Origin of the sequence: Frankia sp. EI5c (assembly GCF_001636565.1) — a bacterium.
In the GTDB taxonomy this organism is placed as follows: Bacteria; Actinomycetota; Actinomycetes; order Frankiales; family Frankiaceae; genus Parafrankia.
This window is the reverse complement of sequence record NZ_LRTK01000010.1, coordinates 92545-118634: the sequence shown is the minus strand read 5'-3', so window position 1 is coordinate 118634 and position 26090 is coordinate 92545. Positions and strand designations below refer to the sequence as shown.

At 72.2% G+C, this 26090-nt stretch carries 13 protein-coding genes, 1 tRNA gene and 16 pseudogenes; 9 read left to right on the top strand and 21 right to left on the bottom strand.

The features are described from left to right. The first annotated feature begins 258 nt into the window (after positions 1-258). Positions 259-1176: a helix-turn-helix transcriptional regulator gene (locus UG55_RS08285; RefSeq protein WP_066065194.1), complete on the top strand. Its 918-nt coding sequence runs from the start codon at positions 259-261 to the stop codon at positions 1174-1176. Positions 1177-1212: 36 nt separating this feature from the next. On the opposite strand, the gene UG55_RS08280 is transcribed toward UG55_RS08285, so the two are convergent. After that, complete coding sequence (locus UG55_RS08280; protein WP_066065328.1) at positions 1213-2019, bottom strand: Cof-type HAD-IIB family hydrolase; 807 nt, start codon at positions 2017-2019, stop codon at positions 1213-1215. Between the two features lie 145 nt (positions 2020-2164). On the opposite strand from UG55_RS08280, the gene UG55_RS33825 reads away from it, so the two are divergent. From UG55_RS33825 to UG55_RS33810, 5 genes and pseudogenes are all read left to right on the top strand, one after another. After that, on the top strand, positions 2165-2656 hold the full coding sequence (locus UG55_RS33825) for a phosphoribosyl-ATP diphosphatase (protein WP_242423985.1): 492 nt from the start codon (positions 2165-2167) through the stop codon (positions 2654-2656). An 85-nt stretch (positions 2657-2741) separates the two neighbouring features. Continuing rightward, a pseudogene (gene hisG, locus UG55_RS08270) lies at positions 2742-3316 on the top strand (ATP phosphoribosyltransferase); the annotation flags it as partial. Between the two features lies 1 nt (position 3317). Continuing rightward, a partial coding sequence (gene hisG / locus UG55_RS33820) for an ATP phosphoribosyltransferase (RefSeq protein WP_396230838.1) occupies positions 3318-3560 on the top strand: 243 nt, incomplete at its 5' end. A 48-nt stretch (positions 3561-3608) separates the two neighbouring features. After that, a pseudogene (glsA, locus tag UG55_RS33815) lies at positions 3609-4756 on the top strand (glutaminase A); the annotation flags it as partial. Between the two features lies 1 nt (position 4757). Further along, positions 4758-5498: Crp/Fnr family transcriptional regulator (locus UG55_RS33810; protein ID WP_304440393.1), on the top strand; the 741-nt coding region annotated here is incomplete at its 5' end. Between the two features lie 41 nt (positions 5499-5539). Here the strand turns inward: UG55_RS33810 and UG55_RS33805 are convergent. The 9 genes and pseudogenes from UG55_RS33805 to dacB all read right to left on the bottom strand — a co-directional run. Next, positions 5540-5658: pseudogene (locus tag UG55_RS33805) on the bottom strand (GTP cyclohydrolase I FolE); the annotation flags it as partial. Between the two features lie 29 nt (positions 5659-5687). Further along, positions 5688-6166, bottom strand: a pseudogene (gene folE / locus UG55_RS33795) (GTP cyclohydrolase I); the annotation flags it as partial. Between the two features lie 122 nt (positions 6167-6288). Next, positions 6289-7228, bottom strand: a pseudogene (locus UG55_RS33790) (cell division protein FtsH); the annotation flags it as partial. 1 nt (position 7229) lies between these two features. Continuing rightward, positions 7230-8544 (bottom strand): ATP-dependent zinc metalloprotease FtsH (gene ftsH / locus UG55_RS33785; protein ID WP_242423984.1); only part of this gene is annotated, 1315 nt, incomplete at its 3' end. A 223-nt stretch (positions 8545-8767) separates the two neighbouring features. After that, a pseudogene (locus tag UG55_RS33780) lies at positions 8768-9107 on the bottom strand (phosphoribosyltransferase); the annotation flags it as partial. Position 9108: 1 nt separating this feature from the next. Next, positions 9109-10480, bottom strand: a 1372-nt coding sequence (tilS, locus tag UG55_RS08250; protein WP_242423983.1) for a tRNA lysidine(34) synthetase TilS, incomplete at its 3' end; no start/stop codon positions are given. 134 nt (positions 10481-10614) lie between these two features. Then, positions 10615-11005, bottom strand: a pseudogene (locus UG55_RS33775) (zinc-dependent metalloprotease); the annotation flags it as partial. 1 nt (position 11006) lies between these two features. Next, positions 11007-11751 (bottom strand): zinc-dependent metalloprotease (locus UG55_RS08245; protein ID WP_242423982.1); only part of this gene is annotated, 745 nt, incomplete at its 3' end. 174 nt (positions 11752-11925) lie between these two features. Next, positions 11926-13374: a D-alanyl-D-alanine carboxypeptidase/D-alanyl-D-alanine-endopeptidase gene (dacB, locus tag UG55_RS08240; protein WP_066065181.1), complete on the bottom strand. Its 1449-nt coding sequence runs from the start codon at positions 13372-13374 to the stop codon at positions 11926-11928. 484 nt (positions 13375-13858) lie between these two features. On the opposite strand from dacB, the pseudogene UG55_RS33770 reads away from it, so the two are divergent. Both UG55_RS33770 and UG55_RS33765 read left to right on the top strand, forming a co-directional pair. After that, positions 13859-14249 (top strand): annotated as a pseudogene (locus tag UG55_RS33770) (inorganic diphosphatase); the annotation flags it as partial. Between the two features lies 1 nt (position 14250). Beyond that, positions 14251-14395: pseudogene (locus tag UG55_RS33765) on the top strand (inorganic diphosphatase); the annotation flags it as partial. Positions 14396-14701: 306 nt separating this feature from the next. Here UG55_RS33765 and UG55_RS08230 read toward each other — a convergent pair. Then, a tRNA-Thr gene (locus UG55_RS08230) sits at positions 14702-14773 on the bottom strand. Positions 14774-15225: 452 nt separating this feature from the next. Here UG55_RS08230 and UG55_RS08225 point away from each other — a divergent pair. Then, a pseudogene (locus UG55_RS08225) lies at positions 15226-15886 on the top strand (response regulator transcription factor); the annotation flags it as partial. Positions 15887-16114: 228 nt separating this feature from the next. Here the strand turns inward: UG55_RS08225 and UG55_RS08220 are convergent. The 10 genes and pseudogenes from UG55_RS08220 to topA all read right to left on the bottom strand — a co-directional run. Further along, positions 16115-16579, bottom strand: a pseudogene (locus UG55_RS08220) (histidine phosphatase family protein); the annotation flags it as partial. A gap of 53 nt (positions 16580-16632) precedes the next feature. Beyond that, a pseudogene (gene ricT / locus UG55_RS33760) lies at positions 16633-17101 on the bottom strand (regulatory iron-sulfur-containing complex subunit RicT); the annotation flags it as partial. Position 17102: 1 nt separating this feature from the next. Continuing rightward, positions 17103-17634, bottom strand: a 532-nt coding sequence (locus UG55_RS33755; RefSeq protein WP_304440392.1) for a regulatory iron-sulfur-containing complex subunit RicT, incomplete at its 3' end; no start/stop codon positions are given. A gap of 128 nt (positions 17635-17762) precedes the next feature. After that, positions 17763-18869 (bottom strand): metallophosphoesterase, encoded by a 1107-nt coding sequence (locus tag UG55_RS46165; RefSeq protein ID WP_313954590.1) that lies wholly within the window; start codon positions 18867-18869, stop codon positions 17763-17765. 60 nt (positions 18870-18929) lie between these two features. Next, positions 18930-18987, bottom strand: a pseudogene (locus UG55_RS45950) (hypothetical protein); the annotation flags it as partial. Position 18988: 1 nt separating this feature from the next. Beyond that, the coding region (locus tag UG55_RS08205; protein ID WP_242423981.1) for a DNA polymerase III subunit delta' at positions 18989-20189 on the bottom strand (1201 nt) is incomplete at its 3' end. 54 nt (positions 20190-20243) lie between these two features. Then, positions 20244-21481: pseudogene (tmk, locus tag UG55_RS33745) on the bottom strand (dTMP kinase); the annotation flags it as partial. Position 21482: 1 nt separating this feature from the next. Continuing rightward, positions 21483-22228, bottom strand: a pseudogene (locus tag UG55_RS33740) (MFS transporter); the annotation flags it as partial. A 1-nt stretch (position 22229) separates the two neighbouring features. After that, positions 22230-22586 (bottom strand): annotated as a pseudogene (locus tag UG55_RS33735) (thymidylate kinase); the annotation flags it as partial. Then, positions 22586-25744: a type I DNA topoisomerase gene (topA, locus tag UG55_RS08195; protein ID WP_066065164.1), complete on the bottom strand. Its 3159-nt coding sequence runs from the start codon at positions 25742-25744 to the stop codon at positions 22586-22588. The pseudogene UG55_RS33735 and the gene topA, both read right to left, overlap by 1 nt. Positions 25745-26090 lie beyond the last annotated feature (346 nt).

The window sequence follows — 26090 nt, the reverse complement described above, 5'->3', positions numbered from 1 at the left end:
CTGGTCGGTATCGCCTGCAACACCTCGGCGTGCCCGACAATATTCACCACTGATGGTACCGACCTCGTGGTGCAGGGTTATATTGTCCCAGATCGTTCCGGGGCCGGGGAGGTGCCGGCCGGTGAGACCCTGGTACGGATTCCTCGCCAGCTGCTGCTGGACGCCGTTCAGAAGCTTCCCGCCGCGGAGGAGTAGTCCCGGCCGTCGACCGGCTGCCGGCCACTGACTCGATGTAGTAGCCGTACCGAGGTGGCGGTGATGGACAACGGACCCGGCACGTCCTCCCCTCATGAGACGGCCCGCGGTGACCAGCCCTCGGCGGTCGGAATCGGCCAGATCCTCAAGTCCCTGCGGCGGCAGCGCGGGCTGACGGGGGAGGCACTGGGCAACAAGGTCGACATGAGCCAGGCGAAGATCTCCAAGCTGGAGCGCGGGCAGTTACGGCCGACTCCGGTCGATGTCGACCGGATCGCCCGGGCGCTGGAGGTGCCCGAGAGCACCCACCGCGATCTGATGGCGGAGGCGGAGCGGCTTCGGGCCGCCGCCACCCGGCCCGGCGGCGGCCGCCGCGACCGCCGCCGGCCCGGCGCCGTCGGGCAGCAGGACTACTTCACCGAGGAGGGCCGGGCCCGTGACCTCCGCAGCTATGAGCCGGTGGCGGTACCCGGCCTGCTGCAGATCAGCGAGTACACCCGTCGTGTCGTGAACGGGTTCTACTCGCTGCGGTACGCGGCGGACGCATCCGAGCAGGAGTGGCACGCGGACACGGCGGCGACGGTCTCCCTCCGGGCCCAGCGGCAGGAGCGGCTCTACGAACCGCACCGGACCTTCGACTTCGTGGTCATGGAGTCGGTGCTGAGCAACCGCTTCGCCCCGCCCGCGTACATGCTGGCCCAGATGGACCGCATAGAAAAGGTGGCGGAGCTCCCCAACGTCACGGTGCGGGTGGTGCCCCGCGGCGTTGAGCTGAGGTTTCCGCCCGCCCACGGGTTCACGCTCCTCGACGACCGGGTCGTGATGCTTGAGTCGATTGAGGCGACCATTGTGCGGGACCGGCGGACCGTGGACTTCTACCGGCGGGTGCACGACTATTTCGTCCGGAACTCCGAAACCGATCTGGGGCGGATAGTCGAGGTCTACAAGACCCTTTACGCTGATCTCGCCCGGCCCCGCTGATCTCCCACCCGGGCCGCTGTCCGCACGGGTGGCGTCTCAGGGGTAGAGGCGTTCCAGTACCTGGGCCACGCCGTCCTCGTCGTTGGAGGCGGTGACCTCGTCGGCGGCGGCGAGGACCTCCGGGTGCGCGTTCGCGACCGCGACACAGTGGCCCGCCCAGCCGAACATCGGCAGGTCGTTGGGCATGTCACCGAACGCGATGACCTGGCCGGGCAGGATTCCCCGATCGCCGGCAAGCTCGGCCAGCGCGACCGCCTTGGAGACCCCCGGGCCGGAGATCTCGATCAGGTCGCTGCTTGACATCGTGACGGCCGCCTCCTCCCCGGCGAGTCGGACGATCGTCTCGTAGACGTCGGTCATCGCCGCGCCGCCACGGCGGACGAGGAGCTTGGCCGTGGGCAGGCAGGTGAGCAGTTCGGTGAAACCGGCGACCAGTTCGTCCGGATCAGGCCACATCGTGCGGAAATCCGGTTCGCGGCCGAACCGGTGGCCACTTTCCACCGCGAAGGCGACGCCGGGTACCGATTCTCTGATCGCCCGCGCGAGCCGTACCGCGGCGGCTGACTCCAGCACCGTCCGGCGCACCGGTGCGCAGGTGTCGAGGTCATAGACGAGTGCGCCGTTGGCGCAGATGGCGATGCCGGTCGCCGCGGTCTGCCGGACGATGTCAGCCATCATTCGGGTCGGGCGCCCGGTCACGAACACCACGGTCGCTCCGGCGTCCTCCACCCGGCGCAACGCCATTCTGGTCCGATCGGAGACGGTGCCGTCGGAACGGATCAGCGTTCCATCCAGATCGGTGGCGACGAGAGCGGGGCCGGACACAAGTAAGGAGTGAACCATTCTGGAGGATGGGACACCATCGTCCAGCGGGATCTCGGCGGTGTCATCTTCGGGTCTCACCATCGGATCTCTCCGCCGCGGCAGGGCTGCGATGGCCTTACGATCATGGATCGTCCGCTCTGGCCGCTGCGGGTAGCATGCGGGCATGGTCTTCTCCGACGCGCCCGATGCGTCCCGTCCGCCGGTGACCAGCGGCGCGGGCGGGGCGGGCGGCGGCGACAGCAGGGGTGGCGGGAGCGGCCCGGTGGTCTCGCCGGCCGGTGGGGCGCAGCACGACGGCCTGCCCGCGGCGCCGGCCACCCCGGGTGGCCCGGCGGCGTCATCTCCGTCCGTCGGCGTGGCGTCACCCGGCGCGGGGCGCGTCGGCGCTGAAAGAAAAACATTTGACGAACTCTTTGTTGAGCTCGCCGGAAAATGGCGCGACCGGGTGCCGGGCTCGGGCACCGTCGCCGCGCTCGACCAGGGCGTACATCATCTGGGTAAGAAGCTTGTGGAGGAGGCCGCCGAGACCTGGATGGCGGCCGAGCACGAGAGCCGGGACCGCGCGGCCGAGGAACTCTCACAGCTGCTCTACTGGAGTCAGCTGATGATGATTTCTCTGGGCCTTTCCCTGGAGGACGTATACTCCCACCTGTGAGTGCGTCCTTTTCTTTCGCGGCCGGGTGGGCCGTGCGCGCCATCGGTGAGTGGTGCTGATGCTGCGTATCGCTGTTCCGAACAANGGCGGGCTCGCGGCGCCGTCCAGCCAGTTGCTCTGCGATGCGGGTTACCTCGCGCGGCGTGAGTCCGCCGAGCTCGTGGTGGCGGATCTTGAGAACGACATCGAGTTCTTCTTCCTCCGCCCCCGGGACATAGCGGTATATGTCGGTACCGGCCGGCTTGATCTCGGCATCACCGGCCGGGACCTCCTCGTCGACAGCAACACCGCCGCGCAGGAACTGGTCCCGCTGGGATTCGGTCGGTCTACGTTTCACTACGCGGCTCCGGCGGGTGCGCTGAGTGACCTCCGGGAGCTCGACGGGTTGCGCATCGCGACCTCGTTCCCCGGCCTGGTGCGCACCGACCTCGCCGGGCGCGGCCTGTCGGCCCAGATCGTCAAGCTCGACGGCGCGGTGGAGACCGCCGTGCGGCTCGGTGTGGCCGACGCGGTGGCCGACGTCGTCGAGACGGGGCGGACGCTGCGCGCCGCGGGACTGGAGCTCGTCGGCGAGTCGGTGCTGAAGTCCGAGGCGATCATGATTGCCAAGCGGGGCGGCGAGCTGTCGGCCGCCCACGAGCGGCTGCTGCGCCGGGTTCANGGCGTCCTCGTCGCCCGTCGCTACGTGATGATGGACTACGACGTCCCCGCCTCCGTGTTGGAGAAGGCCTGTGAGATCACGCCGGGGTACGAGTCCCCGACGATCTCACCACTGCAGCGCGAGGGTTGGGTCGCCGTCCGGGCGATGGTGCTGAAGGCCGACGTCAACCGCACCATGGACGATCTGTGGGATCTCGGCGCCCGCGGAATCCTCGTCTCCGGCATCCAGGCCTGCCGCCTGTAGCGTCCCCGGCGGGGGTCGGCGCACCGGTGGATCGTGTTTGATCGGAGCATGCGCCAGAGCGGGAAGGTCGGGTCGGCGGCAGCGCCTTCAGGAGGGGCGTCGGGTGGGGCCGTGTCCGACGTCGGCCCGATGGAGAAGGTGCTCGCCGACATCCACGAGGCGTTCCGCGGCGATACCTCGGGTGACGTGGCCAGCTACATCCCCGAGCTCGCCACGGCGGACCCGTCGCTGTTCGGCCTTGCCGTCACCACGATGGATGGTCTGCACTACCAGGTCGGCGACAGCCAGGTTCCGTTCACGATCCAGTCCGTCTCCAAGCCGTTCGTGTACGCGCTCGCGCTGCGCGACCGCGGTGTCGAGGACGTCCTCGGCAGAGTCGGCGTGGAACCCACCGGTGACGCCTTCAACGCGATCACGCTTGAACCGGAGACCGGCCGGCCGCTGAACCCGATGGTCAACGCGGGTGCGATCCTCACGTCCAGCCTGGTGTTCGGCGCGGATGCCGAGGAACGGTTCGAGCGCATCGTGGAGGGGCTGTCCGCCTTCGCGGGCCGGCGGCTGACGCTGAACGAGCGGGTCTTCACCTCGGAGCGCGACACCGGCGATCGCAACCGCGCGATCGGCCATCTGATGCGTGGAGCCGGGGCGTTGCGCGGCTCGGTGGACGAGATCTGCGACGTCTACTTCCGGCAGTGCGCCGTCGAGGTCACCGCCGCCGATCTCGCTGTGATGGCGGGCACGCTGGCCCGCGGCGGGGTCAATCCCCGGACGGGCGAGCGCGTGCTGGCCGAGGAACACGTCAACCACGTACTGACCGTCATGGTGACGTGTGGCATGTACGACCGGGCCGGCACCTGGCTGTTCAGGGTGGGCCTGCCGGCGAAGAGCGGCGTGGCGGGCGGCGTGTGCGCGGTGCTGCCCGGGCAGCTGGGGATCGGGGTGTACAGCCCGCCGCTCGACGAGGTGGGAAACAGCGTCCGCGGCGTCCGGGCCTGCGAGATGCTGGCCTCCCGCTTCGCCCTGCATCTGCTGGCCCCGCAGGGCGAGCCCCCGCACCCGGTGCGGGGGACGCACCGCGGCGGCGCGCTGACCTCCAAGCGCCTGCGCGGGTCGCGGGAACGCGCCGTGCTCGAGCGGAGGGGCGCCGCGGTTGTCATCCACGAACTTCAGGGCGACCTTGTCTTCGCCAGCGCGGANCGGGTGGTCCGCACGGTCGGGCAGAACCTGGACGGGGCCCGGTGGGTCGTGCTCGACCTGCGGCGGGTGGCCGCGGTCCGGGAACCCGCGGTGGAGCTCATCCGGGTCATGGTGGAGGACCTGGCGACGCGGGGAATCGACGTCCTCTTCGCGGATCCCCGCGACGTGCCGGGGGTCGACCGGTTGATGCGTGGCCTGCCGAACGCGCGGCGGCTACCGGACCTGGAAACCGCGCTGGAGCAGGCGGAGGAGGCGCTGCTGACCGGCGCGGATTTGGTCACGCCGCCGCCGACCGCGCATGTCGAACTCGGCGCGCAGGAACTGCTCGCCGAGCTCGGCGAGCCCGCGGCGTCGGTCATCGCCGCCGCCTGCGAACGGCGTACCTACGACCGCGGCGTGACCATCTTCGACGAGGGTGAGCCGTCCGATGCGCTGTACTTCGTCACCCGCGGAGTCGTCGATGCGCTCGCTCCGACCTCCGACGGCACGCGCTGGTTCCGGCTCAGCTCGATCCCGGCCGGCAGCGCCTTCGGCGAGCTGGCGCTCGTCGAAGGCGGCCGGCGGTCGACCCGGACGGTCGTCGCCCAGGCGGCGACCTGCGAGGTGCTGTCGACCGAGGCCTTCGAGGGGCTGCGACGTCACCATCCGGACGTGTACAACGACCTGGTGCGCTCGATCGCGCGGAGCCTGTCGTCCCAGCTGCGCCGGGCGACGCTGGAGATCCAGTCGCTGGAGGAGTGAACCGGCACCCGTGGCGCGTGTGTGCCTGTGCGTGCGTGCGGTCAGCGACCCCGCATGATCAGTGACATGCCCTCGCTGCGGGTGGCCGGGCTCAGGAACTGGCCGCGGACCGCTGAGGTCACCGTGGTCGCTCCCGGCTTGCGCACACCCCGCATGGACANGCACAGGTGCTCCGCCTCGACGACCACNATGACACCGCGCGGGTCCAGGACGTCGACGAGGGCGTCGGCCACCTGCGAGGTGAGGCGCTCCTGCACCTGCGGCCGCCGGGCGTAGAGGTCCACCAGCCGGGCGAGCTTGGAAAGGCCGGTGATCTGGCCCTTCTCGTTCGGGATGTACGCGACGTGGGCCTTGCCCGCGAAGACCACCAGGTGGTGCTCGCACAGGGACGAGAAGTCGATGTCCCGGACGAGCACCATCTCGTCGTGACCTTCGTCGAAGACCGTGGTGAGGACCTCGGCCGGATCGCGCCCCAGCCCCTCGACGGCCTCCTGGTAGGCGCGGGCGACGCGGTCCGGGGTCTTGCGCAGACCTTCCCGGTCCGGGTCCTCCCCGATGCCGATCAGCAGCTCGCGGACCGCTCGCGCGACCCGGTCATGATCGAACGGGCGGACCAGATCCGGCCGGTTCTGTCGGCTGCGCGCCGGACGCTCGGCCGATCCGCCATCNGTGGGGAGGCTGCTCTCCGAGCCCGGTCCCGCGAAGACATCACGCCCGCCGGAGCCGACGGAACCCGCGGTGGGGTCGTCGACCTCCCGAGCAACGGTCAGCGCCTGGTCGGAATCGGAGCTCAACGGCGTCTCCTGTCGTCATCGTTGTCCCAGGTGGGCGGTGCCCACGGGTTCGAGATCCGCGGTGGTTCCGGTGCCTGGCCGCCAGCGCCACCCGGCCCGGCCGGTGCCTGGCCTGGCTGCCCACCGGGGCCGGGCACCCCGTGGCCGCTCTGCGCCGGGTCGCCGCCGGGGCTTCCCGGAGCGGGTGCGGGGGTGGGATCCCCTGCCGGCCGGGGGTGCCCCCCGGCCCCGTGGCCGTTCGGCACACCGCCGTTGGTTCCGCCGTTGTGCCGCCCGCCACCGTTCGTGGCCTGGCCGGTCGGCCCGCCGCCCTTGACCAGGCCGGTGACGTTGGGCACCAGGCCCAGCTCGGCCGGTGTCTGCACCGGCGGCCGATCGGAGGGGATACGTCGTCCCACTCCGGTGTACGAACCCCGGCTGGGGCGCTTCTGGACGGTGGCGAAGACCTCCAGCACGTCGTCCTTGCTCAGGGTCTCAACGTCCATCAGGCGCAGGACGAGGCTGTCCAGGACGTCCCGATAGGTGGCCAGGATCTCCCAGGCCTCGTCGTGGGCCGCCTCGATGAGCCGGCGCACCTCGTCGTCGATCTCGCTCGCGACTTCCTCGGAGTAGTCCCGCTGGTGGCCCATGTCGCGGCCCAGGAAGACCTCACCGGACTCACTGCCGAACTTGATCGCGCCGAGCTTGTCACTCATGCCGTACTGGGTGATCATCGCGCGGGCGATCTGGGTCGCCTTCTCGATGTCGTCGCTCGCCCCGGTGGTGGGCTCGTGGAAGACGAGCTCCTCCGCGGTGCGCCCGCCGAGGAGGACCGCGAGCCGGTCGAGCATCTCCGACCGGGTGGAGAGGTACTTGTCCTCCAGCGGCAGCTGCATCGTGTACCCGAGCGCGCGCCCACGCGGCAGGATCGTGATCTTGTGAACCGGGTCGGCGTTCNGGAGCGCGTGCGCCACGAGCGCGTGACCGCCCTCGTGGTAGGCGATCCGCTTCTTCTCCTTGTCGTTCATCGCCCGGGTCTTGCGCTCCGGCCCGGCCATGACCCGGTCGATCGACTCCTCAAGGAGCGCGCCGGAGATGAAGCGGACGTCGGACCGCGCCGCCAGCAGGGCGGCCTCGTTCAGGACGTTCGCGAGGTCGGCACCGGTGAAACCGGGGGTGCGGCGGGCGATGGTCAACAGGTCGACGTCCGAACCGATCGGCTTGCCCTTGGCGTGGACCTTCAGGATCGCCTCGCGCCCGAGGAGGTCGGGCCGGTCGACGACGATCTGGCGGTCGAAGCGCCCGGGGCGCAGCAGCGCCGGGTCGAGGATGTCGGGCCGGTTCGTGGCCGCGATCAGGATGACGCCACCCTTGACGTCGAATCCGTCCATCTCGACCAGGAGCTGGTTGAGCGTCTGCTCCCGCTCGTCGTGCCCGCCGCCCAGCCCGGCTCCGCGGTGCCGGCCGACGGCGTCGATCTCGTCCACGAAGATGATCGCGGGCGCGTTGGTCTTGGCCTGCTCGAACAGGTCGCGGACCCGGCTCGCGCCGACACCGACGAACATCTCGACGAAGTCGGAGCCGGAGATCGAGTAGAAGGGGACGCCGGCCTCGCCGGCGACCGCGCGGGCGAGCAGGGTCTTGCCGGTTCCCGGCGGCCCGTAGAGCAGGACGCCCTTGGGAATCTTGGCGCCGATTGCCTGGAACTTGCCCGGATTCTCCAGGAACTCCTTGATCTCCTGTAGCTCCTCGATCGCCTCGTCGGAGCCCGCGACATCGGCGAACGTGGTCTTCGGCGTGTCCTTGCTGACCAGTTTCGCCTTGGACTTCCCGAAGTTCATGACGCGGTTGCCGCCACCCTGCATCTGGTTCATGAAGAACAGCAGCAGGGCGACGATCAGCACGACCGGCAGCAGGTTCAGCAGCAGCGAGACCAGGACGTTCCCGCGGTCGACGGTGACGTTGTACTTGATGTTCTGCGTCTTGAGCTCGTTGGCGAGGAGGACCGCCTGCTCGGTGGCGAAGGACGCCTCGTACTTCTTGCCGTCCGCCAGCTCGATCCGGATGATCTGCTTGGAGTCCTGGATGGTCGCGTCGACGACCTTGCCGCCCGCGGCGGCACCCGAACTCTGGTCGATCTTCTGCTGGACGGCGCTCAGTTCCGTCTTCTGGTACTCACTCGGCCCGGACAGCACACCCGTCGTGAGAATGATCACGAAGAGGGCCAGCAGTAGCAGGGGTACCCAGCCGCGGAAGATTCTTCTTGGAGTCATCTGTTTGGAACGCCGGACACAAGCGTTCCNCCCTCCTGCCGTGTGTGCTGCCCTCGATCGGGATTCCCTTGTGCCGAGGGTACCGCCGGTCCGCGCATCTCACCGCGCGTACATCCCAGCAACGGACCGCGGACCCGCACTGTTCCGCGGGCGGGCACAGGATGCGGCCCACTCCGGCCGAGGGGTGCCACCGGCCGCGGGCGACGGGCGGCGGCCGGCCCCCTCAGGCCCGGCGGGCGATCGCCTCCGCGGTCAGGGTTCCGACGAACGGCAGCGTCCGGTAATGCTCGGCGTAGTCGAGGCCGTAGCCGACCACGAAGGCGCTCGGGATGTCGAAGCCCACATAGCGCAGATCCACGTCCACGGCGATCGCCTCGGGCTTGCGGAACAGTGCGAGCACCTCCAGTGACGCAGGTCCGCGCGACCGCAGGTTGCGCAGCAGCCAGGACAGCGTCAGCCCGGAGTCGATGATGTCCTCGACCACCAGCACGTCCCGACCCTCGATCGACCGGTCGAGGTCCTTGAGGATGCGGACCACACCGGAGGACGAGGTCGTCGAGCCGNAGGACGACACGGCCATGAAGTCCATCGTGATCGGCACCGTGAGCGCCCGGGACAGGTCCGCCATGACCATGACCGCGCCCTTGAGGACGCCCACCAGCAGGATTTCGCGGCCGGCGTAGTCCTCGTCGACCCGGGCCGCGAGCTCCGCGATCTTCGCCGCGATCTCCTGCTGGCTGACGAGGACCTCGTCGATGTCGGGATGTACCCGCCCCGGAGCGGACCCGGCGGCGGGGGTCGGATTGCCGTCGTTGTCGGGCGGTGCCGTCGCGGCCTGGCTCACCGGCCTGTCCTCCTGGTTGTGTGCTGACTGGCTGTGGGCTGGATGCTTGTGGGTTGGGCCGGTCGGGCCGCCACCACCGCCCGACTCCGCGTTTCCGGAGACGGCCGGCGTGTCCGGACCGACGATGGCGATCCTGCCACCCGTCCGGCGCGCCAGCACGCCCGACGGGAGCGGGACCGGTCGCTGCCCGCGCCAGCGGGTCACGAGTTCCTCCACCGCCCAGATGTGGCTGGCTCGCAGCGCGGAGGCGGACGACCCGGCCGAAAGCGCGGCCCGGCGAAGGACCCGGCTCCGGACAGCCTGGGACAGCCCGGCGAGAGCGGCGACATCGAACTCGACCCGGGCGGCCGGGGGGGCGGCCGCCTCGGCGGCCAGGTCGGAGAAGGCCGAGTCGGCCAGGGCCTCGAGGGCATCCGCGTCCGCGCGGAGCAGGTCGGCGGTACGGGCGAGCGCCTCGGTGATCCCCGGGCCCAGCTCCGCCTCCATCAGCGGCAGCACCGTCGATCTGGTGCGGGCCCGGGCGAAGGCCGGATCGGCGTTGGTGGGATCGTCCCAGTACCGCAGGCCCAGAAAGGCACAGGCCTGGCGGGTCTGCTCCCGGCGCAGGCCCAGCAGCGGCCGGCGGATCAGGCCGTCGGCCGCTGGCATGCCGCTCAGCGAGCGCGCACCCGACCCGCGGGCGAGCCGCAGCAGCACGGTCTCGGCCTGGTCGTCGAGGGTGTGCCCGAGCAGCACCGCGGGTGCGTCCAGACGTCGGGCGGCGGCGAGCAGCGCGACCCGGCGCGCGTCCCGGGCGGCGCCCTCGGAGCGGGGCGAGGGAGCGTCGAGGATCTCCACCGGGGCCAGTCCCAGCGCCCGACCCTGCGCGGCCACCTCGGTGGCCCGCGCGCGGGAGCCGTGATCCCAGGCGTGGTCCACGGTGAGCAGGCCGGCGCGCAGCGCGCGGCGCGGCGCGACGAAGGCGAGCGCCGCGGCGAGCGCGAGTGAGTCGGCCCCGCCTGAGCAGGCGACGAGGACCAGGGCACCGGGTGGGAGGTCGGCCACCGCGTCACGGACACCCAGGCGCACCGCCGCGACGGCTGGGGCGGGCATACCCGGCCCCCGGCCTCCGGCCGTTGCGGTGGCCGGCGAACCGGGAACGGGCTCGGTGGCCGTCAAAGCGGACGCCCGGCTGTCACGCGGACCGGGCCGGCGCCCGGACCGGGCCGGTCACCTGGGACCGGCCGTCACGCGGACATCGATGGCCGGGTGCCGAGCACCCGCAGCATCCAGGCTCCGGGGTCGGACAGCTCCGGCCGGGTCGGCAGGGTCCGCGGCGACTGCCAGACCTGGTTGAAGCCCTCGACGCCCACCTCCGCGACGACGGCGCGCACGAATGCGCCGCCCTGGCGGTACTGCTGCATCTTCAGATCCAGCCCGAGCAGGCGCCGCAGGAAGCGGTCGATCGGCGAGCCACCGGAGCGCCGGTTGTCGAACTTGGCGCGGATGTCGGCCACCGTCGGCACGACCCGTGGCCCGACCGCGTCCATGACCTGGTCGGCGTGGCCTTCCAGCAGGGTCATCAGGGCCTGCAGCCGGTCCAGCACCTCGCGCTGCGCCGGAGTCTGCAACGCCTCCNCGACGCTCGGCGTCTCCGGCCCGTGATCGCGCACCGCGCTGCGCATCGCGGAGACCGCGGCGCGCACCCGGTCGGCGAGGACGTCGGGGTCGAGGTCGGTGGCGGCGATGAAGGCCGTGATCTCGGACTCAAGGTGCCCGCGCAGCCAGGGGACCGCCGTGAACTGGCTGCGGTGCGTCTGCTCATGCAGGCAGACCCACAGCCGGAAGTCGTGCGGGACGACGCCCAGCGTCTCCTCCGCGTGGGCGATGTTGGGCGCCACCAGGCTCAGCCGGCCGACCGGGTGCTCGGCGGGGGCCTTGACGAGGGCCGCCCCGCCGGCGGGCCCGCCGCCCTCCTCGTACTCCTCCGGGGGCAGGAAGATCTCGAACTGCCCGAGGACCTTCCCCGCGAGGTAGGCGAGGGCCGATCCGATCTGGACTCCGGTCACCCGGCGCCCGACCGAGGCGGAGAGGCGGCCACGGTGCTGCTCGGAGAGCTTCTCCATCAGGGGTGTGGTGGCCACCCGCAACCCGGCGACGTTCGACCGCACCCACTCCGGCCGGTCGACCACGGCGATCGGGGTGGCGGGACCGGCGGGGACGAGCTGGGTGTAGTCCTGCACGTGGCTCTCGGCCACCACGGCGAGCCGACGGAGCTCGGCGACGATCTCGTCGGCCTGTGCCCGACTTCGCTGTGGGCCAGGTCGGACGAGCTTCTTCGCCGTTGCCACGGCGAGTCCCCAGTCGACCAGCTCAGCGTCCACGAACATGAGCGTACCGGGCTTCCGGTCGCCTGGCGCGCCCGAACGGACGACCCCTGTCGGGCAGCCGGTGTTTCCGCTGTTGCGTTCCGTTGAGCCCCACAACGGGCGAAAACCCGCCTGGCGGGATGTCCGTCCAGCTCAGGGTGGTGGGAGAGACTCCTGCGGGCCCGACTCCTACGGGCCTGCGGACGGGCCTGGCGGCGGCTGCTGGGAGGTCCGCGCCGTGTCCGTCACCGCCGTGGTCGTCGCCGGCGGGCACCCACAGGAGGCGAGGGCCGTGGCGACCCGGTCCAGCGCCATCCTGGTGAGGCCGTGTTCCTCGACCGGGGCGAACAGCCCGAACAGGAGCAGCCGCCCGTCGGCGTCGGTCACCAGGCCGGCGAGACTCGTCACGATCCGCAGCGTTCCGGTCTTCGCGCGGACGACACCGGCCGCCGCGGACGTCTCCCCGGCGCCGTACCGATCGCCGAGCGTGCCGGTGAATCCGGCGACCGGGAGCCCGGACAGCACGGTCCGCAGCGCGGGCTGGCCGGGCATGACCGCCGTGCGCAGTGCGGCCACCAGCGCGGCCGGTGTGATCCGGTTGTCGACCGACAGGCCGCTGGTGTCCCGCAGGACCGCGCCGTCGGTCGGGATACCCGCGTCCCGCAGCGCGCCCAGCACGCCCTGGGCGGCGCCGTCGAACGTCGCGGGCAGCCCACGCGCCAGCGCGACCTGCCGGCCGAGGCTCTCCGCCAGGTCGTTGTCCGAGTCGGTGAGCATGCGTTCGACCAGGACCTCGACGGTCGGGCTCCGCACGGCCGCGACCTCGTGCGCACCGGGGTCCGCCCGGCCCGTCGACACCGCGCCGACGGACACGCCGGCGGTGTGCAGCGCCGCGGCGAACGCGCCGGCTGCCGCCGCGTCCGGGGTGAGGGTGCGCGCGCCGGCGGCGCCCGGTGCGGATCGCCCGGCGTCCACCGAGAGCGCCGACACGGGGGTGACGTTCCCGTCGGTGACGTACCCCTCCCGCCAGCCCGCGGCCATCGCCGGGCCCGCGTACGCGGTGCCGTCACCGATCAAGGTGCCGACGGCGGTGATCCCGGCGTGGTGTACCTGCTCGGCGAGGTCGCTCAGGCGGGCCGCGGGCGGGTAGCCGACCGGGCCGGTGGCGGCGGTGAGGGTGGGGTCGCCGCCGCCCACCAGCCACAGCGTCCCGCCCGGGGCGTTGGCCGCGCCGCCGGCCGGCGGAAGGTAGACCGCGCGGGTGACCAGCTCGGCGGCCGGATCCAGAACGGTGAGCGCCGCGGTCGCCGTGGCGATTTTGATCGTCGAGGCGGGGGCGGTCGGCTCGGTGGCGCGCTGGGTGAACAGCACCTGGCCGGTCAGCGCGTCGACCACCAGTGCGGCCGGTGAGCCGAGCACGGGATCGGACAGCGGGCCGGCGAGCCGGGCGGCCACCGCGGCCGGTTCGGCCCGCGGCGCGTCGGGGTCCAGCCCGGGCAGGGCGGACGACTCGACCCGGGTGCCCGCGGACGTCGGGCCCGGGGCCGGCTGCGTGGGTGCGGCCGTGGGCGACAGCGAACCGGCGAGAAGGGCGCCGGCCAGGGCCGTGAGGCCACCGGTACGTGCTGCCAGCGGCACTGTGGTCACCCGCGGAACACTACGCAGGCCCGTGCGGCTGGGACAGTCCTGCCGGGCGGGTCCGGCCCGGGGTCGCGTGGGTGGGAAACAAGGGGGAACATTTCCTAGACGCCAGCGGACAAGACGCGCGGACAAGGCAGGCGCCCGCCACTGGGATCGGATACGGAGAAGGCCACACCTTGGCGCCCACACTGAGGTGGAACGGGCACGATGTACACGACGCGCGCGGGCTTTCGGCCGAGGCCGCCGGTTCACGGCGCGTCAGATGTCGGACCCGGACCCCGCCACGTCCTGTCACTGTGGGCAGGGCACAGTGGACCGACGCGAACCGCGGGCCCGCCTCGGGCGTCGGCGTCACGCGCACCGGGTGTGCTCGGGCCGCCGGGCGCCGCGCGACGATGGCCGGCGGGGCACGGCCAACGCGAACGTGTCAGACCAGATCCGGCCGTCGGCGCCGGACGGACCGAAGGAGACAGGGAACGGCGTGGACCTTGAGTTCGATGTGACCATCGAGATCCCCAAGGGGCAGCGCAACAAGTACGAGATGGATCACCACACCGGACGCATCCGGCTGGACCGGATGCTGTTCACGTCCACTCACTACCCGTCCGACTACGGGTTCATCGAGGGCACCCTCGGGCGTGACGGCGATCCGCTCGACGCGCTCGTCCTGCTGGAGGAGCCGACGTTTCCGGGCTGCCTCGTGCGTTGCCGGACGATCGGCATGTTCCGCATGACGGACGAGAAGGGCCCGGACGACAAGGTCCTGTGCGTTCCGGTGGCGGACGTCCGGCAGGAGCACCTGCGTGACATCCGTCACCTGCCGGAGTTCGACCGGCTGGAGATCCAGCACTTCTTCGAGGTCTACAAGGACCNCGAGCCCGGCAAGTCCGTCGAAGGGGCCTCCTGGGTCGACCGGCGCGACGCGGAGAAGGAGATCCTCGCCTCGATCACCCGGCTCAAGGAGTCCGAGCAGGGCGAGCACGGGGCGGACGACGACGCGCACGCGCGGACGGCCTGACCCGACGGTGACGGCGCCGCCGGCGAGGTCTCGACGGCGACACCGTTGAAGCGGCGCGAGGCCGCGGGCGGCTGGCGGGGCTTCCGCCGGCCGCCCTTTTCGCGTCCGGCCGCGGGACGCGGTGCCGGAGCGAGGGCCGCAGGGGCCGAGCGTCGGGGAAGCGCCGCGAGCCGGTGGCGGCGGCAGCTTGGCGCGGATGACCGGGAATGCGCCGCCAGTCGCCCGTGAAATGACGGCGGGGTGGGCCCGTGCCGCCAGACCACGATGATCGCCGTTGGGCGGTGTTCCCTGGTGGGACCGAGTCTGAGCCGGAGGCGGGGATTGAACCCGCGACCTATCGCTTACGAGGCGATTGCTCTGCCACTGAGCTACTCCGGCATCCGCCCGGCGGCGTGGGCTCGCGCACCCCGACTCCGCCCTGCGCGGACGATTATGCCAGACGGGAGCCCGGGCGCGATCGGCGCCCGCGGGTGGTGACGCGGCGGCCGCGCCCCCACGTCAGCCCCGCCGCGGCGGATGGGCGCCGGGCCGCTGGCCGGCCCCGCGCTCGCGCCGACTCCCCGACCGCGCCGCGGGCGCGGTCGGGGGCGCGGTCGGGGGCCCGGTGTCACGGCGTGACCGCCCTGTGGATCTGTGCGTCAGGCCACACCACGTGCGGACGGTGGGTTGTCCTGCGTGAGCGGAATACGTGCGCGGTGCACTGATCGCATGCCTTGTGCGGCTTTCCGTTACGAAAGCGGTGAGGGAAGTTCCGGCGAGTGGGTCGGAAGATGCGGAAAAGGCACCCCCGGTCGCAGTGGCTCCGGAGAGGTTGCGTAGGGTTTCGCACCATGACCGGGGCCGGGGAAGGAGCGCCAGGAACGACGCGTGGAGCGTCGTTGCTGGTTGCCGAAGACGACGAGGCATCGCGAATCGCGCTGGCACGCAGCCTTGAGCGATTCGGATACCGGGTGCTGGAGGCGGCGGACGGCGAAGCAGCGCTGCGGCTGTTCCAGACCACAGAGGTTGACCTTGTTGTGCTGGACGTGGCCATGCCGCGGATGGACGGCTTCGCCGTCCTGAGCAGGCTCCGCCAGACCAGCGAGGTTCCGGTGATCATGTTGACGGGCCGCGCGGAGGAGGTTGACCGCGTCGTTGGCCTTGAGCTGGGTGCCGACGACTACGTGGTCAAGCCCTACTCCCTGCGTGAGCTGGTCGCCCGGGTGCGTGCGCGGCTGCGCCGCCGGCCGGTGGAGGCGCCGCCGCAGCGGACGGGTGACGGCAACGAACCCCTCGTCTACGGTGACGTCTCCATCGACCTGCGCGCGCGGGAGGTGGCCGTGGCCGGCGAGCGGGTGGATCTGACTGCCCGCGAGTACGAGCTGCTCGCCTTCCTCGCCCGCCACCCTCGCCGGGTCTTCAGCCGCGAGGAGCTGCTGGAACAGGTCTGGGGGACCAGGTTCCAGGATCCGGCGACGGTGACCGAGCATGTGCGGCGGGTGCGCACCAAGGNGGAAGGCAGACCGCCGCAGCGCCGGCTGGTCACCACACTCCGGGGGATGGGCTACCGGTTCGATCCGTGAGTTCGAGCGGCTCGCGCAGCACCTCGTCGTCCTCGCGCAGCTCGATGATCGAGCCGTTCGGGACGGGGTTGCGCACCTGGAGTTCGCGGTAACCATCCATGTCGAGCCGCCGGACGCGGCCCGCACGGCTCCGTAGGCACCAGTCGACCGCCCGGATGAACATCCCGTGGCTGAAGATGACGACGAGGCCATCAGGAGCCGTGCGTAACCGGGCGAGGAGCCGGTCGGCCCGGTCCAGCAGCCCCGCGAACGACTCGCAGCCGAACTCCGGCCGGTCCACCGTGTAGGGATCCGCCGCCTGCCAGTAGGCCCGGGCGTACGGCGCCCGTTCGTGGTCGCTCAGCGCCATGCCGTGCAGGCTGCCCAGGTAGGTGAACTCGTGCACCTCCCAGATCTCGCGGGGGGTGGCGGGGAACCTGCGCACGGTCGGCTCGGCCGTCAGCTGCGCCCGCAGGTAGGCCGAGACCACGATCAGCGCGGGCTCGCGCGGAATGCTATCCGCCACGGCGTCGGCCTGGCGGGCCCCGAGCGCGGTGAGGCCGATGCCGTGGGGATCCACCGTCGGCTGCCCCGCGTTGGCGGTGCTCTCACCGTGGCGTACGAGCCACACCTGCCGTCCCATGGTGCTCCCGTAACTCGTAGGTCCCCCCGACAGGTCAGATCCGCGGCGGGCTGTCACTGCTCGGTGCGCCGACGTGACCGCCGCCGGCGGGAGGACGCGTCCGCCTCCGCGTCGGCCGAGGAGCCGCACGGCGACTTCGCAGGCTCCGGCGCCTGGAACCCGCGCGGCGCGGGCGACTCCGGTGAATCCCGTGACCCGGAGGCCGCGGTCGGCCCGGACGCCTCCCGTGTCTCCCGCGCCTCCCGGGCCGCCTCGTAAGCCTGGCGCGAGCCGCAGACGTCGGCACGCGAGCAGCTGTGGCGACCGCCGCCGTCCAGCGCGACTGTCACCTCCTGGCGCGGCACGTCATGACCGACGACGCGGCCGTCACCGGCCGGGGTCGAGGCCCGGGCGCCGAGGGCGGGGACCGCCGCGGTGAACTCCTCGTAGAGGGGGTGCTCGTATCGCAGGCAGCACATCAGCCGGCCGCAGGCGCCGCTGATCCGCATGGGGTTCAGCGAGAGGTTCTGGTCCTTTGCCATCNGCACGCTCACCGGCTCGAAGTCGGTGAGGAAGGTGGAACAGCACAGGTCCCGGCCGCAGGAGCCGATGCCGCCCTGCAGCTTCGCGCTGTCGCGGGCGGAGAGCTGCCGGAGCTGGACCCGAGCGGACAACGTCCGGTTGAGATCACGCACCAGCGCCCGGAAGTCGACCCTGTTCTCGGCGGTGAAGTAGATGGTGATGGCGTTCGTTTCGGGGACGACGTCCACGCCGATCACCTTCATCGGCAGCGCGTGCTCCCGGACCAGCCGACGCGCGGCCACCCTGGCCTGCGCCCGGCGCCGGCGGGCGGCGTCGTTGCGGCGAAGATCCTCCTCGCCGGCGAGCCCGGCCAGGACGGGAAGGCCGCCGACGTCCTCGCTGACCCATTGCGGGGGCCACACGCAGGTCGCGACCTCGGGGCCGTCGTCGGTGGGCACCAGCACGCGATCGCCCACCCGCGGGCTGTGCGGGCCGGGGTCGGCGTAGTAGAGACGCCCTCGGCGGGAGAACGACACCGCGCACATCATCGGCATGCGACGGTCCGCCACCTTCCCCGCTCGGGTGCCTGGTACCCCCGCAGACTACGACGGGTCCGGCGGGCATGACTCCCGCTTCGCCCATCTCGGTCGGACCTCGTCCGCCGGCACCGGCACCGGGCGGGCTATCCGACCCGGGCGCCGCCGGGAAGGTGGTAGACGGCGAACGGCGCGACGATCACGGGGCGGGCGACGTTGCGCACCGGGACTCCGCGGGGAGTACGGCCCATCTCCTGCCCGTGGTGGGCATGCCCGTGGACGGCCAGCGTGGTTGTGGCCTCCCGGGTGCTCGGACCGGCACCGCCGGAGGACGCACCGACCCGCCCGGCGGCAGCGGGCCGCGGCACCGCCGCACCGGGACGCGTGGACGGCGACGCGCTTCCCGGCTGTCCCGCCCCGGGTGGACCCGGCCGCTCCGACGGACCGGACTGCTCCGACGGACCGGACTGCTCCGACGGACCGGACTGCTCCCACGGACCGGACTGTTCCGGCAGGCCGGACGACGTGGTCGCGGGTGCGGGTGCGGGTGCGTCGAATGACAGGGGGCGGGCTCTCCACGCGGTGAGCCTCGCCGCGGTCGCCGCCGATCCGCCGCGGGCGCCGGTGGCCCCGCTGTGGGCCTCCGCCGGAGCGGGCCCACCGGCTCTCGCCGCGGGGGCGGGCGCCTCCCCGGCGAGGGAACCGTCGATCGCGGCACCGAGGAGAGCACTGCCGAGGTACCGGTGGATCTCCGGCGCCTCGCCTGTGAGCGTCTCCCGAACCGGCGCGAAGTGGGTGAGCGCGATGCGGACGTCGGTGTCGAGGGAGGCCAGTGCGTCCCGGAGCCGGAAGGCGTCGGCGACATCGCTGGTAACCGCCTCGTCGGGGTTGTCCTCACCGTCGAAGTTGTCCGAGAAGCCCTTGATCCCCGCGACTCCGATCCGGCCGCGGGACGTCTCGACGGTGGTGGCGGTGCCGTCGAGCACGATCGCGCCCGCGTCGCCGAGCATAGCGGCGACCTTCGCACCCTCGCCGGCGTCGTGGTCGTGGTTGCCGAGGACCGCCACCACCGGCAGGTCGAGGTTCCCGACGACGGCACACAGCTCCGCCGCGGAGTCCAGGTCGCCCGCGTTGGTGAGGTCACCGGCGAGCAGGAGGAGGTCCGCGACCAGCGCCGCGCGCTGGTAGAGGGGCCGGAGGCGGTGCGCGGCCCCGGGAACGACATGGAGGTCCCCGACAGCGGCAACCCGCATGATCATCCTCTCGTCAGGTGGTGGCCCCGGCACGTCGCGTTGTCATCTTCGAGCAGGTTCTCACGCGTCGCGCAGCTGCAACGCGAGGGACTCGGTGGCGAGCTGTGGCACGAGGCCCNGGTTGTCCGCGAGCGCCTGCCGGGTCGCCAGGACCGCCTCCCACCGGCGCAGGGTCTGCTCGGGCGTGGCGGTGGAACCCAACCGTTCCGTCGCCTCCGCGTGGTCGGGATGGACCAGCGCCACCTCGGCCCGCAGTTGCCGCACCAGGATGTCCCGGTAAAGCCCGGCGAGATCGACGAGCGCCCGGTCGAGGGAGTCGAGGACCGTGCGCCGCCCCCGGCTCTTCTGCGTCCGCTCAAGCTCCTTGAGCGCGCCGGCGGCGCCCCGGACCTGGATCGATCGCGGCTTGGCACCCGCCCGCCCACCGCCGCGGGCGGAGGCCGAACGGGTACCGGCCGAGGTGGCGCCGACCCCCAGGGCCGTCTTGAGCGCCGCGGTCTCGGTCTCGTCCCGCTCGGCGTTCGCCGCCTGGGCGTCCGCGTTCGCGGCCTCGACCAGCGCCGCCGCGGCGGCGAGGCAGTCACCGACCCGGTTCAGCTGGGCCGGCAGACGCAGCACCGACTCCCGCCGGGCGCGAGCCTGGGGATCCGCGGCCAGCCGCCGGGCCTGGCCGACATGGCCCTGTGCGGCCTGGGCCGCCACCCGGGCGAGATCGGCGTCCGCACCCTCCCGGACGAGAGCGGCGACGACGTCCTCGACTGTGGGCAGGCGCAACGCGACCGAACGGCAGCGCGAGCGGATCGTGGGGAGGACATCGTCCGCGCTGGGCGCGCACAGCAGGAACACCGCCCGCTCGGCGGGCTCCTCCAGCGCCTTGAGCAGTGCGTTCGCGGCTGAGTCGGTGAACCGGTCGGCGTCCTCGATCAGCAGGATGCGCCAGCGGCCGGCACTGGGGGCGCTGGCCGCGTCCCTGATCAGGGCCCGTACGTCCCGCACCCCGATCGACAGCCCTTCCGGGCGCACCGTGCGCAGGTCGGCGGCGGTGTCGGAGAGAACGGTGTGGCAGCCGGGGCACTGCCCGCAGCCCGGCTGGTCGCGCTGGCAGAGCAACCCGGCGGCGAAGGCCCGGGCGGCCTCCGCGAGACCGGAACCGGCCGGCCCGGTGAACAACCAGGAGTGGGTCATGCCGGCGCGGGCGGCGGCGAGCGGGCCCTCGGTGGCCACCAGCGCCGCGGCCGAGGCCGCCGCGGCGAGCGTGGAGACCACGGCGTCCTGCCCGACCAGCGCATCCCAGACCGTCACCCGCTCATTGTCTGCCATCGCACCGTGCGAGCCAGCCGGGTGCCCCGGTTGCGGGCTGTGGAGGGAAGTTGCTCAGACGGTGGCCGCGTCGGTGTCCTGCCGGATGCGCCCGGCGATCACCGAGCGGATCCGGCGCTGCAGCTCCTGTTCGGGCAGCGTCGCGTCCAGGGTCACGTGCCGGCTTGGGTCCTCCTCGGCGAGCCTGCGGAACAGCTCCCGCACCCGGCGGTGATAGGCGGCTGTCCCGTCGTCCGCGGTGACCGCGGCCGCGGTGGTGCCGGCGGGGCGCGGGCGGGCCGTCTTCGGCTCGGGCGGCGGATCCAGCAGGATCGTCACGTCGGGAAGCAGCGAATGGGTCGCCCACTGGGCGAGCACGGCCAGCTCGTCCCGGTCGAGCCGCGGGTCCGCGCCACGGTACGCGATCGATGACGCCGCGTAACGATCGGTGAGGACGATGGCGCCCCGCGCCAGCGCCGGCTCGATGATCCGGGCCACCTGCTCGGCCCGGTCGGCCGCGTCCAGCAGAGCCTCGGTCCGGAAATGCGGCCGTGCGGACGGGTCACCCAGCAGACCACGCAGGCCGGCGCCGAGCGGCGTGCCGCTCTTCTCCCGGACGACCACGACCTCACGACCGCTGGCGGACAGCCATTCCGTGAGCAGTTCCAGCTGCTCCGAGGTTCCGGTGCCCTCGGCGCCCTCGACCGTGATGAACAGCCCGGCGTGACGAGGCCGCCGGGGCCCGCGGGACCGACGTCCCCGCACCGCGTTCCACAGTTCCGGCAGGACGGCCTCGCCGTCGTTGTCGTCCATCTGCCGGTACGAGAAGAGGCCGACGGCCACGGCCAGCAGCCCGCCGCCCAGCAACACGGCGGTGACACCGTCCGCGCGGACGTCGATGTCCCCCCACAGGTGGATCTCGTGGAAGCCGATCAGGCCGACGAGGGCCGGCGCGGCGGCGAGGACCAGCAGCAGGTCGACCCGCACCAGTGACTGCACCAGTGCGAACGTGCGGCCGCGCAGCTCGTCGGCGACCTCGGCCTGCAACAGGGTGTACCCGGTGACCCAGGCGACCCCGGCGAACGCGCCGACGAGCACGACCAGGCCACAGGCGATCACCAGGTTGGGGATGATCGCGACGACGACCAGGGTTATGCCGGCGCCGGTGACACAGACACCGAACAGCCGGGTGCGGCTGTAGTCCCCGAGTAGCCGTGGGCCGGCGGCCATGCCGGCGGCCAGCCCGATGAAGACGGCACCGAAGAGCACACCGTAGGCGGAGTCACCACCGCCGAGGATCTCGACGTAGAGCTNGCCGAGCGCGACCACGCAGCCGGCACCCGCGAAGCCGCCGAGGATGCCGACGACGAGGCCGCGGACGAGACGGTCCTGACCGACGAACTTCCAGCCCTCGGTGATCGAGGCGAAGAAGCCGGGCTCGGCGCTGTGCTCCGGCCGCTCCGCGCGGCCGATCGAACGCAGTCCCCAGATGACGATCGCGGACAGCAGGAAGGTGGCCGCGTTGAAGTACAGCGCCAGGTCCAGCGAGCGGTCCTCGAAGAAACTGATGCTTGGGGCCAGCGCCCGCGACACCGTCGCCAGCAGCGTGAAGATCGCGGCTGCCAGCGGCGCGGTTCCGTACGTGGTGATCAGGCTGAGGGTGTTGGCCGCCGCCAGCCTGTTACGGGGCACCAGATGCGGGATCGACGCCTCCTTGGCCGGCGCCCACACGAGGCTGACGCATTCGACCAGGAAGGAGGCGATCAGCAGCCATTCGAGGGTGCCCACGATCGGGATGGACAGGAACAGCCCGAATCGCATCACGTCCGTGACGACCATGGTCATCCGGCGGTCGAGGCGGTCGGCGATCGCACCCGCCAGCGGCCCGAGCACGAGGGCGGGCAGCAGCCGGACGATCAGCAGCGAGCCGATCGCGTACGCCTTGCCGGAGAAGCTGGTGGTCAGCTCGGTGATCAGCGCCGTGGTGGCCAGCAGACCCAGCCAGTCGCCGAGACTGGACAGACTGAGCTGAATCCACATCCGGCGGAACTCGGGGATCCNCAGAACCGCGCGCAGATCGCTGTCCGAACTGCCGGCGTTGCGCGAGCGTGGCGGCGGTGACGGCACGGTCGTGACCGGGTGGCGGCTGAGCGGGCGGCGGACTCGCATCCGCGTGGTGCGCCGCGGGCTCGCCCCCGGCCGATCAGCCTGCTCCGGCCGATCAGCCTGCTCCGGCTGCGCTGGCTGCTCCGGCTGTTCCGGCTGCTGACGCTGTGGGCTGTCCGCCCGCTGCTCCTGGTATGGCGGGCCGGGCGGGGTCTCGCCCCCCCGGCTGCTCCCGTCCGGCGGCTCGCCGCCGGGAGCCCGCACCGGAAGACCCCCCAGTTCGCCGTGGCTTTCGCCGACGGGCAGGTCCATCAGCCCGACCGGCGCGAGCCGCTGGACGCGGCCCCGGCGGCACCGCTGCCGCCGTCGTCGAGGTCCTGGATCGGCGTGCCGTCGACGTTGTCGCCCGCACCGGCCTTGGCGGTCCTCGACCTGCGCGTGGCGGGCGCGGCTGCCGGGGCATCGGCACCGTTGTCGCTGCCGGCCGCGCTGCCGGCCGCGTTCCGGGTCCTCGCGGTGGGCTTGGCGGTGCTCTTGGCGCCGCTCTTGGTTTCACTCTTCTCGGTGCTCTTCGCCGCCCGTGCCTTCGTGGCGGTCTTCGACGTGCTCTTGGCGGGTGACTTCGCCGTGGTCTTCGTGGCCCTGCGGGGAGTGGTGGCCGTGCGGGCCCGGCGCTCGGCGAGCAACTCGGCCGCCCGCTCGGCGGAGATGGTCTCGACGGCGTCTCCCTTACGGAGGCTGGCGTTCGTCTCCCCGTCCGTCACATACGGGCCGAAACGGCCCTCGCGCAGGACCATCGGGCGCTCGGTGGCCGGGTCGGGACCCAGCTCACGCAACGGCGGGGTCTGCGCGGCCTGCCGCCGCCCGCGCGCCTTCGGCTGGGCCAGCAGCGCCAGCGCCTCGTCCAGAGTGACCGTGAACAACTGCTCCTCGGACTCCAGCGAACGGCTTTCCGTGCCCTTCTTCACGTACGGCCCGTACCGCCCGTTCTGGGCGGTCACCTCGGCGCCGTCTTCGCCCACCCCCAGCACGCGGGGAAGAGTCAGCAGACGCAGCGCATCCTCGAGGGTCACCGTCTCCAGCGACATGGTGCGCAGCAGGCTCGCCGTCCGCGGCGGCTCGCCGTCGGTGGTCACGTAGGGGCCGTAGCGGCCGGCCTTGGCGGTGATCGAGGCACCGGTCTGCGGGTCGGTGCCGAGCACCCGGTCCCCGCTGGGCGCGGCCAGCAGCTCCAGGGCGCGTTCGACGGTGAGCTCGTCCGGGGCGACCTCGTCCGGGACGCTGGCGCGACCCTCACCGTGCTGGACGTACGGGCCATACCGGCCCACCCGCACGACGACGGCCTCGCCGTCCTCGGCCTTGCCCAGCGGGATCGAGTTCACCTCACGGGCGTCGATCTCGCCCAGTCGCTCGCCGACCAGGTGCTTGAGGCCCTCGGCCGGTTCGCCCGACTCCTCCGCGCCCGGGGCGCCGAAGTAGAAGGCGGTCAGCCAGTCGGTGGACGCGGCCGTGCCGGCCGCGATCGCGTCCAGGTCGTCCTCCATCGAGGCCGTGAACTGGTAGTCGACGAGCCGTCCGAAATGGTCCTCGAGCAGGCCGACCACGGCGAAGGCCACAAAGCTCGGCACCAGGGCCGAGCCCTTCTTCCAGACGTAGCCGCGGTCCTGAATCGTGCCGATGATGGACGCGTAGGTGGACGGCCGGCCGATCCCCAGCTCCTCCAGGGTCTTGACCAGGCTCGCCTCGGTGAATCGCGGCGGCGGGCTGGTGGTGTGCCCGCGGGGCGTGAGCGTGCGGGTGGCCAGCGCGTCGCCCTGGCGGACGTCCGGCAGCCGCCGTTCCCGGTCCTCCAGCTCGGCGTCCGGGTCGTCAGCGCCCTCGACGTAGGCGCGCAGGAAACCCGGGAAGGTGATGACCTTGCCGGAGGCGGAGAACTCGGCGTCCTCACCGGCCGTGGACCGGGCGCCGAGCCGGATCGTGGCACTGGTCCCACGGGCGTCGGCCATCTGGCTCGCCACCGTGCGCTGCCAGATCAGCTCGTAGAGCCGGAACGAGTCGCCGTCGAGCTCGGGGCGGACCTCGCCGGGGGTCCGGAAGTGGTCGCCGGCCGGCCGGATCGCCTCGTGGGCCTCCTGGGCGTTCTTGACCTTCTTGGCGTAGATGCGGGGCCGGTCGGGGACGTACTCGGCCCCGTAGAGGGTGCGGGCCTGGTCCCGGGCGGCGGCCAGCGCGGTCTCGGAGAGGTTCGTCGAGTCCGTACGCATGTAGGTGATGTAGCCGTTCTCGTACAGGCGCTGGGCCACCTGCATCGTCCGCTGGCTGGAGAAACGGAGCTTGCGCCCGGCCTCCTGCTGCAGGGTCGAGGTCATGAACGGCGGGTAGGGCGAGCGCCGGTAGGGCTTCGTCTCCACCGACCGCACGGAGAACGTGGCGTCCGCCAGCCGGGCCGCGAGCTGCCGGGCGCCCGTCTCGTCGAGCAGGGCGACCGTGTCGGACGTCAGCTCGCCGGTGGGCGCGAAGTCGCGGCCGCTGGCGAGGCGTCGGCCGTTCAGCGCGACCAGGACGGCCGGCAGCGGCGTCGGGTCCGGCGCGGCGCCGTCGTGGGCGACGGTCTGGGTGAAGACGCCCTCGATGTTCCAGTACTCGGCGGTGCGGAACCGCATCCGCGCCCGCTCGCGCTCGACGAGGACCCGGGTCGCCACGCTCTGGACCCGCCCCGCCGACAGCTTGGGCATGACCTTTTTCCACAGCACGGGGGAGACCTCGTAGCCGTAGAGCCGGTCCAGGATCCGCCGGGTCTCCTGGGCGTTGACCAGGTTCTCGTTGATCTCCCGAGGGCTGTCGACCGCCCGCTGGATCGCCTGCGGGGTGATCTCGTGGAAGACCATGCGCTTGACCGGCACCGTCGGCTTCAGGGTCTGGAGCAGGTGCCAGGCGATGGCCTCGCCCTCGCGGTCCTCGTCTGTCGCCAGGTAAAGCTCACTGGCGTCCTTGACGAGCGACTTGAGCTTGCTGACCTGGACCTTCTTGTCCGGGCTGACGACGTACAGCGGTTCGAAACCGTTGTCGACGTCAACGCCGAGCCGGGCCCACGGCTTGCCCTTGTGGGCCGGCGGCACATCGGCGGCACTGCGCGGAAGGTCCCGGATGTGGCCGATGCTCGACTCGACCTGCCAGCCGGGGCCGAGGTAGCCCGCGATCGTCTTCGCCTTGGCCGGCGACTCCACGATCACCAGACGGGTTCCCTCCCCGCTCGCGGCGGGCCGCGCCGCGCGACGGCCGCTGGTCGCGCGACCAGCGCTCGGGGCACCGATCGGCGCACCCTCCTCGGTGGCGGCGTCGGCCGTGGCGGGCATGACGGTGGTCGCGGTCGCGGTGGTGCCGACGGGCTGGGCGCGTTCGGCAGGCTCGGCGACCGGCGTGGGCGACCCCGCGGTCGTCCGGCTCGTCGACTTCGTGCGCGGTGGCACTTCTCTCCTCGTCACGGCGTGCTGCATCCGGTGGAACCTCCGGGCCGTTGGGCCAGCCCGAGTGATCCTCGTCTGATCTACCTCTGTCAGTTGCTCCAATGCCCGCTCGGGCCGTCGTCGGCACGCCGGCTTCCGCTCCGTGGGCGTGGACGCGGGCCCGGCGCGACCGGACATCTCCCGGTGCCGGAATCGGCCGCAGGGAGCACCGTACGCCGGTGTGTCGCCGGAGGGACCCCCCCGCCCGCTGTCGGGGGTCGAGCGAGTTCTCTCTCCGTGGTCGCATCGACCGCCGGCCGCACCATCGTGCCGTGGCGGACGGTGGTCGGTCCAGCGCCGGAAGGATCTC

Coding starts and splice junctions, on each gene's coding strand:
- UG55_RS08285 (WP_066065194.1), top strand. CDS start 259: ATGGACAACGGACCCGGCACGTCCTCCCCTCATGAGACGGCCCGCGGT.
- UG55_RS33825 (WP_242423985.1), top strand. CDS start 2,165: ATGGTCTTCTCCGACGCGCCCGATGCGTCCCGTCCGCCGGTGACCAGC.
- UG55_RS46165 (WP_313954590.1), bottom strand. CDS start 18,869: ATGCGGGTTGCCGCTGTCGGGGACCTCCATGTCGTTCCCGGGGCCGCG.
- UG55_RS08280 (WP_066065328.1), bottom strand. CDS start 2,019: ATGGTTCACTCCTTACTTGTGTCCGGCCCCGCTCTCGTCGCCACCGAT.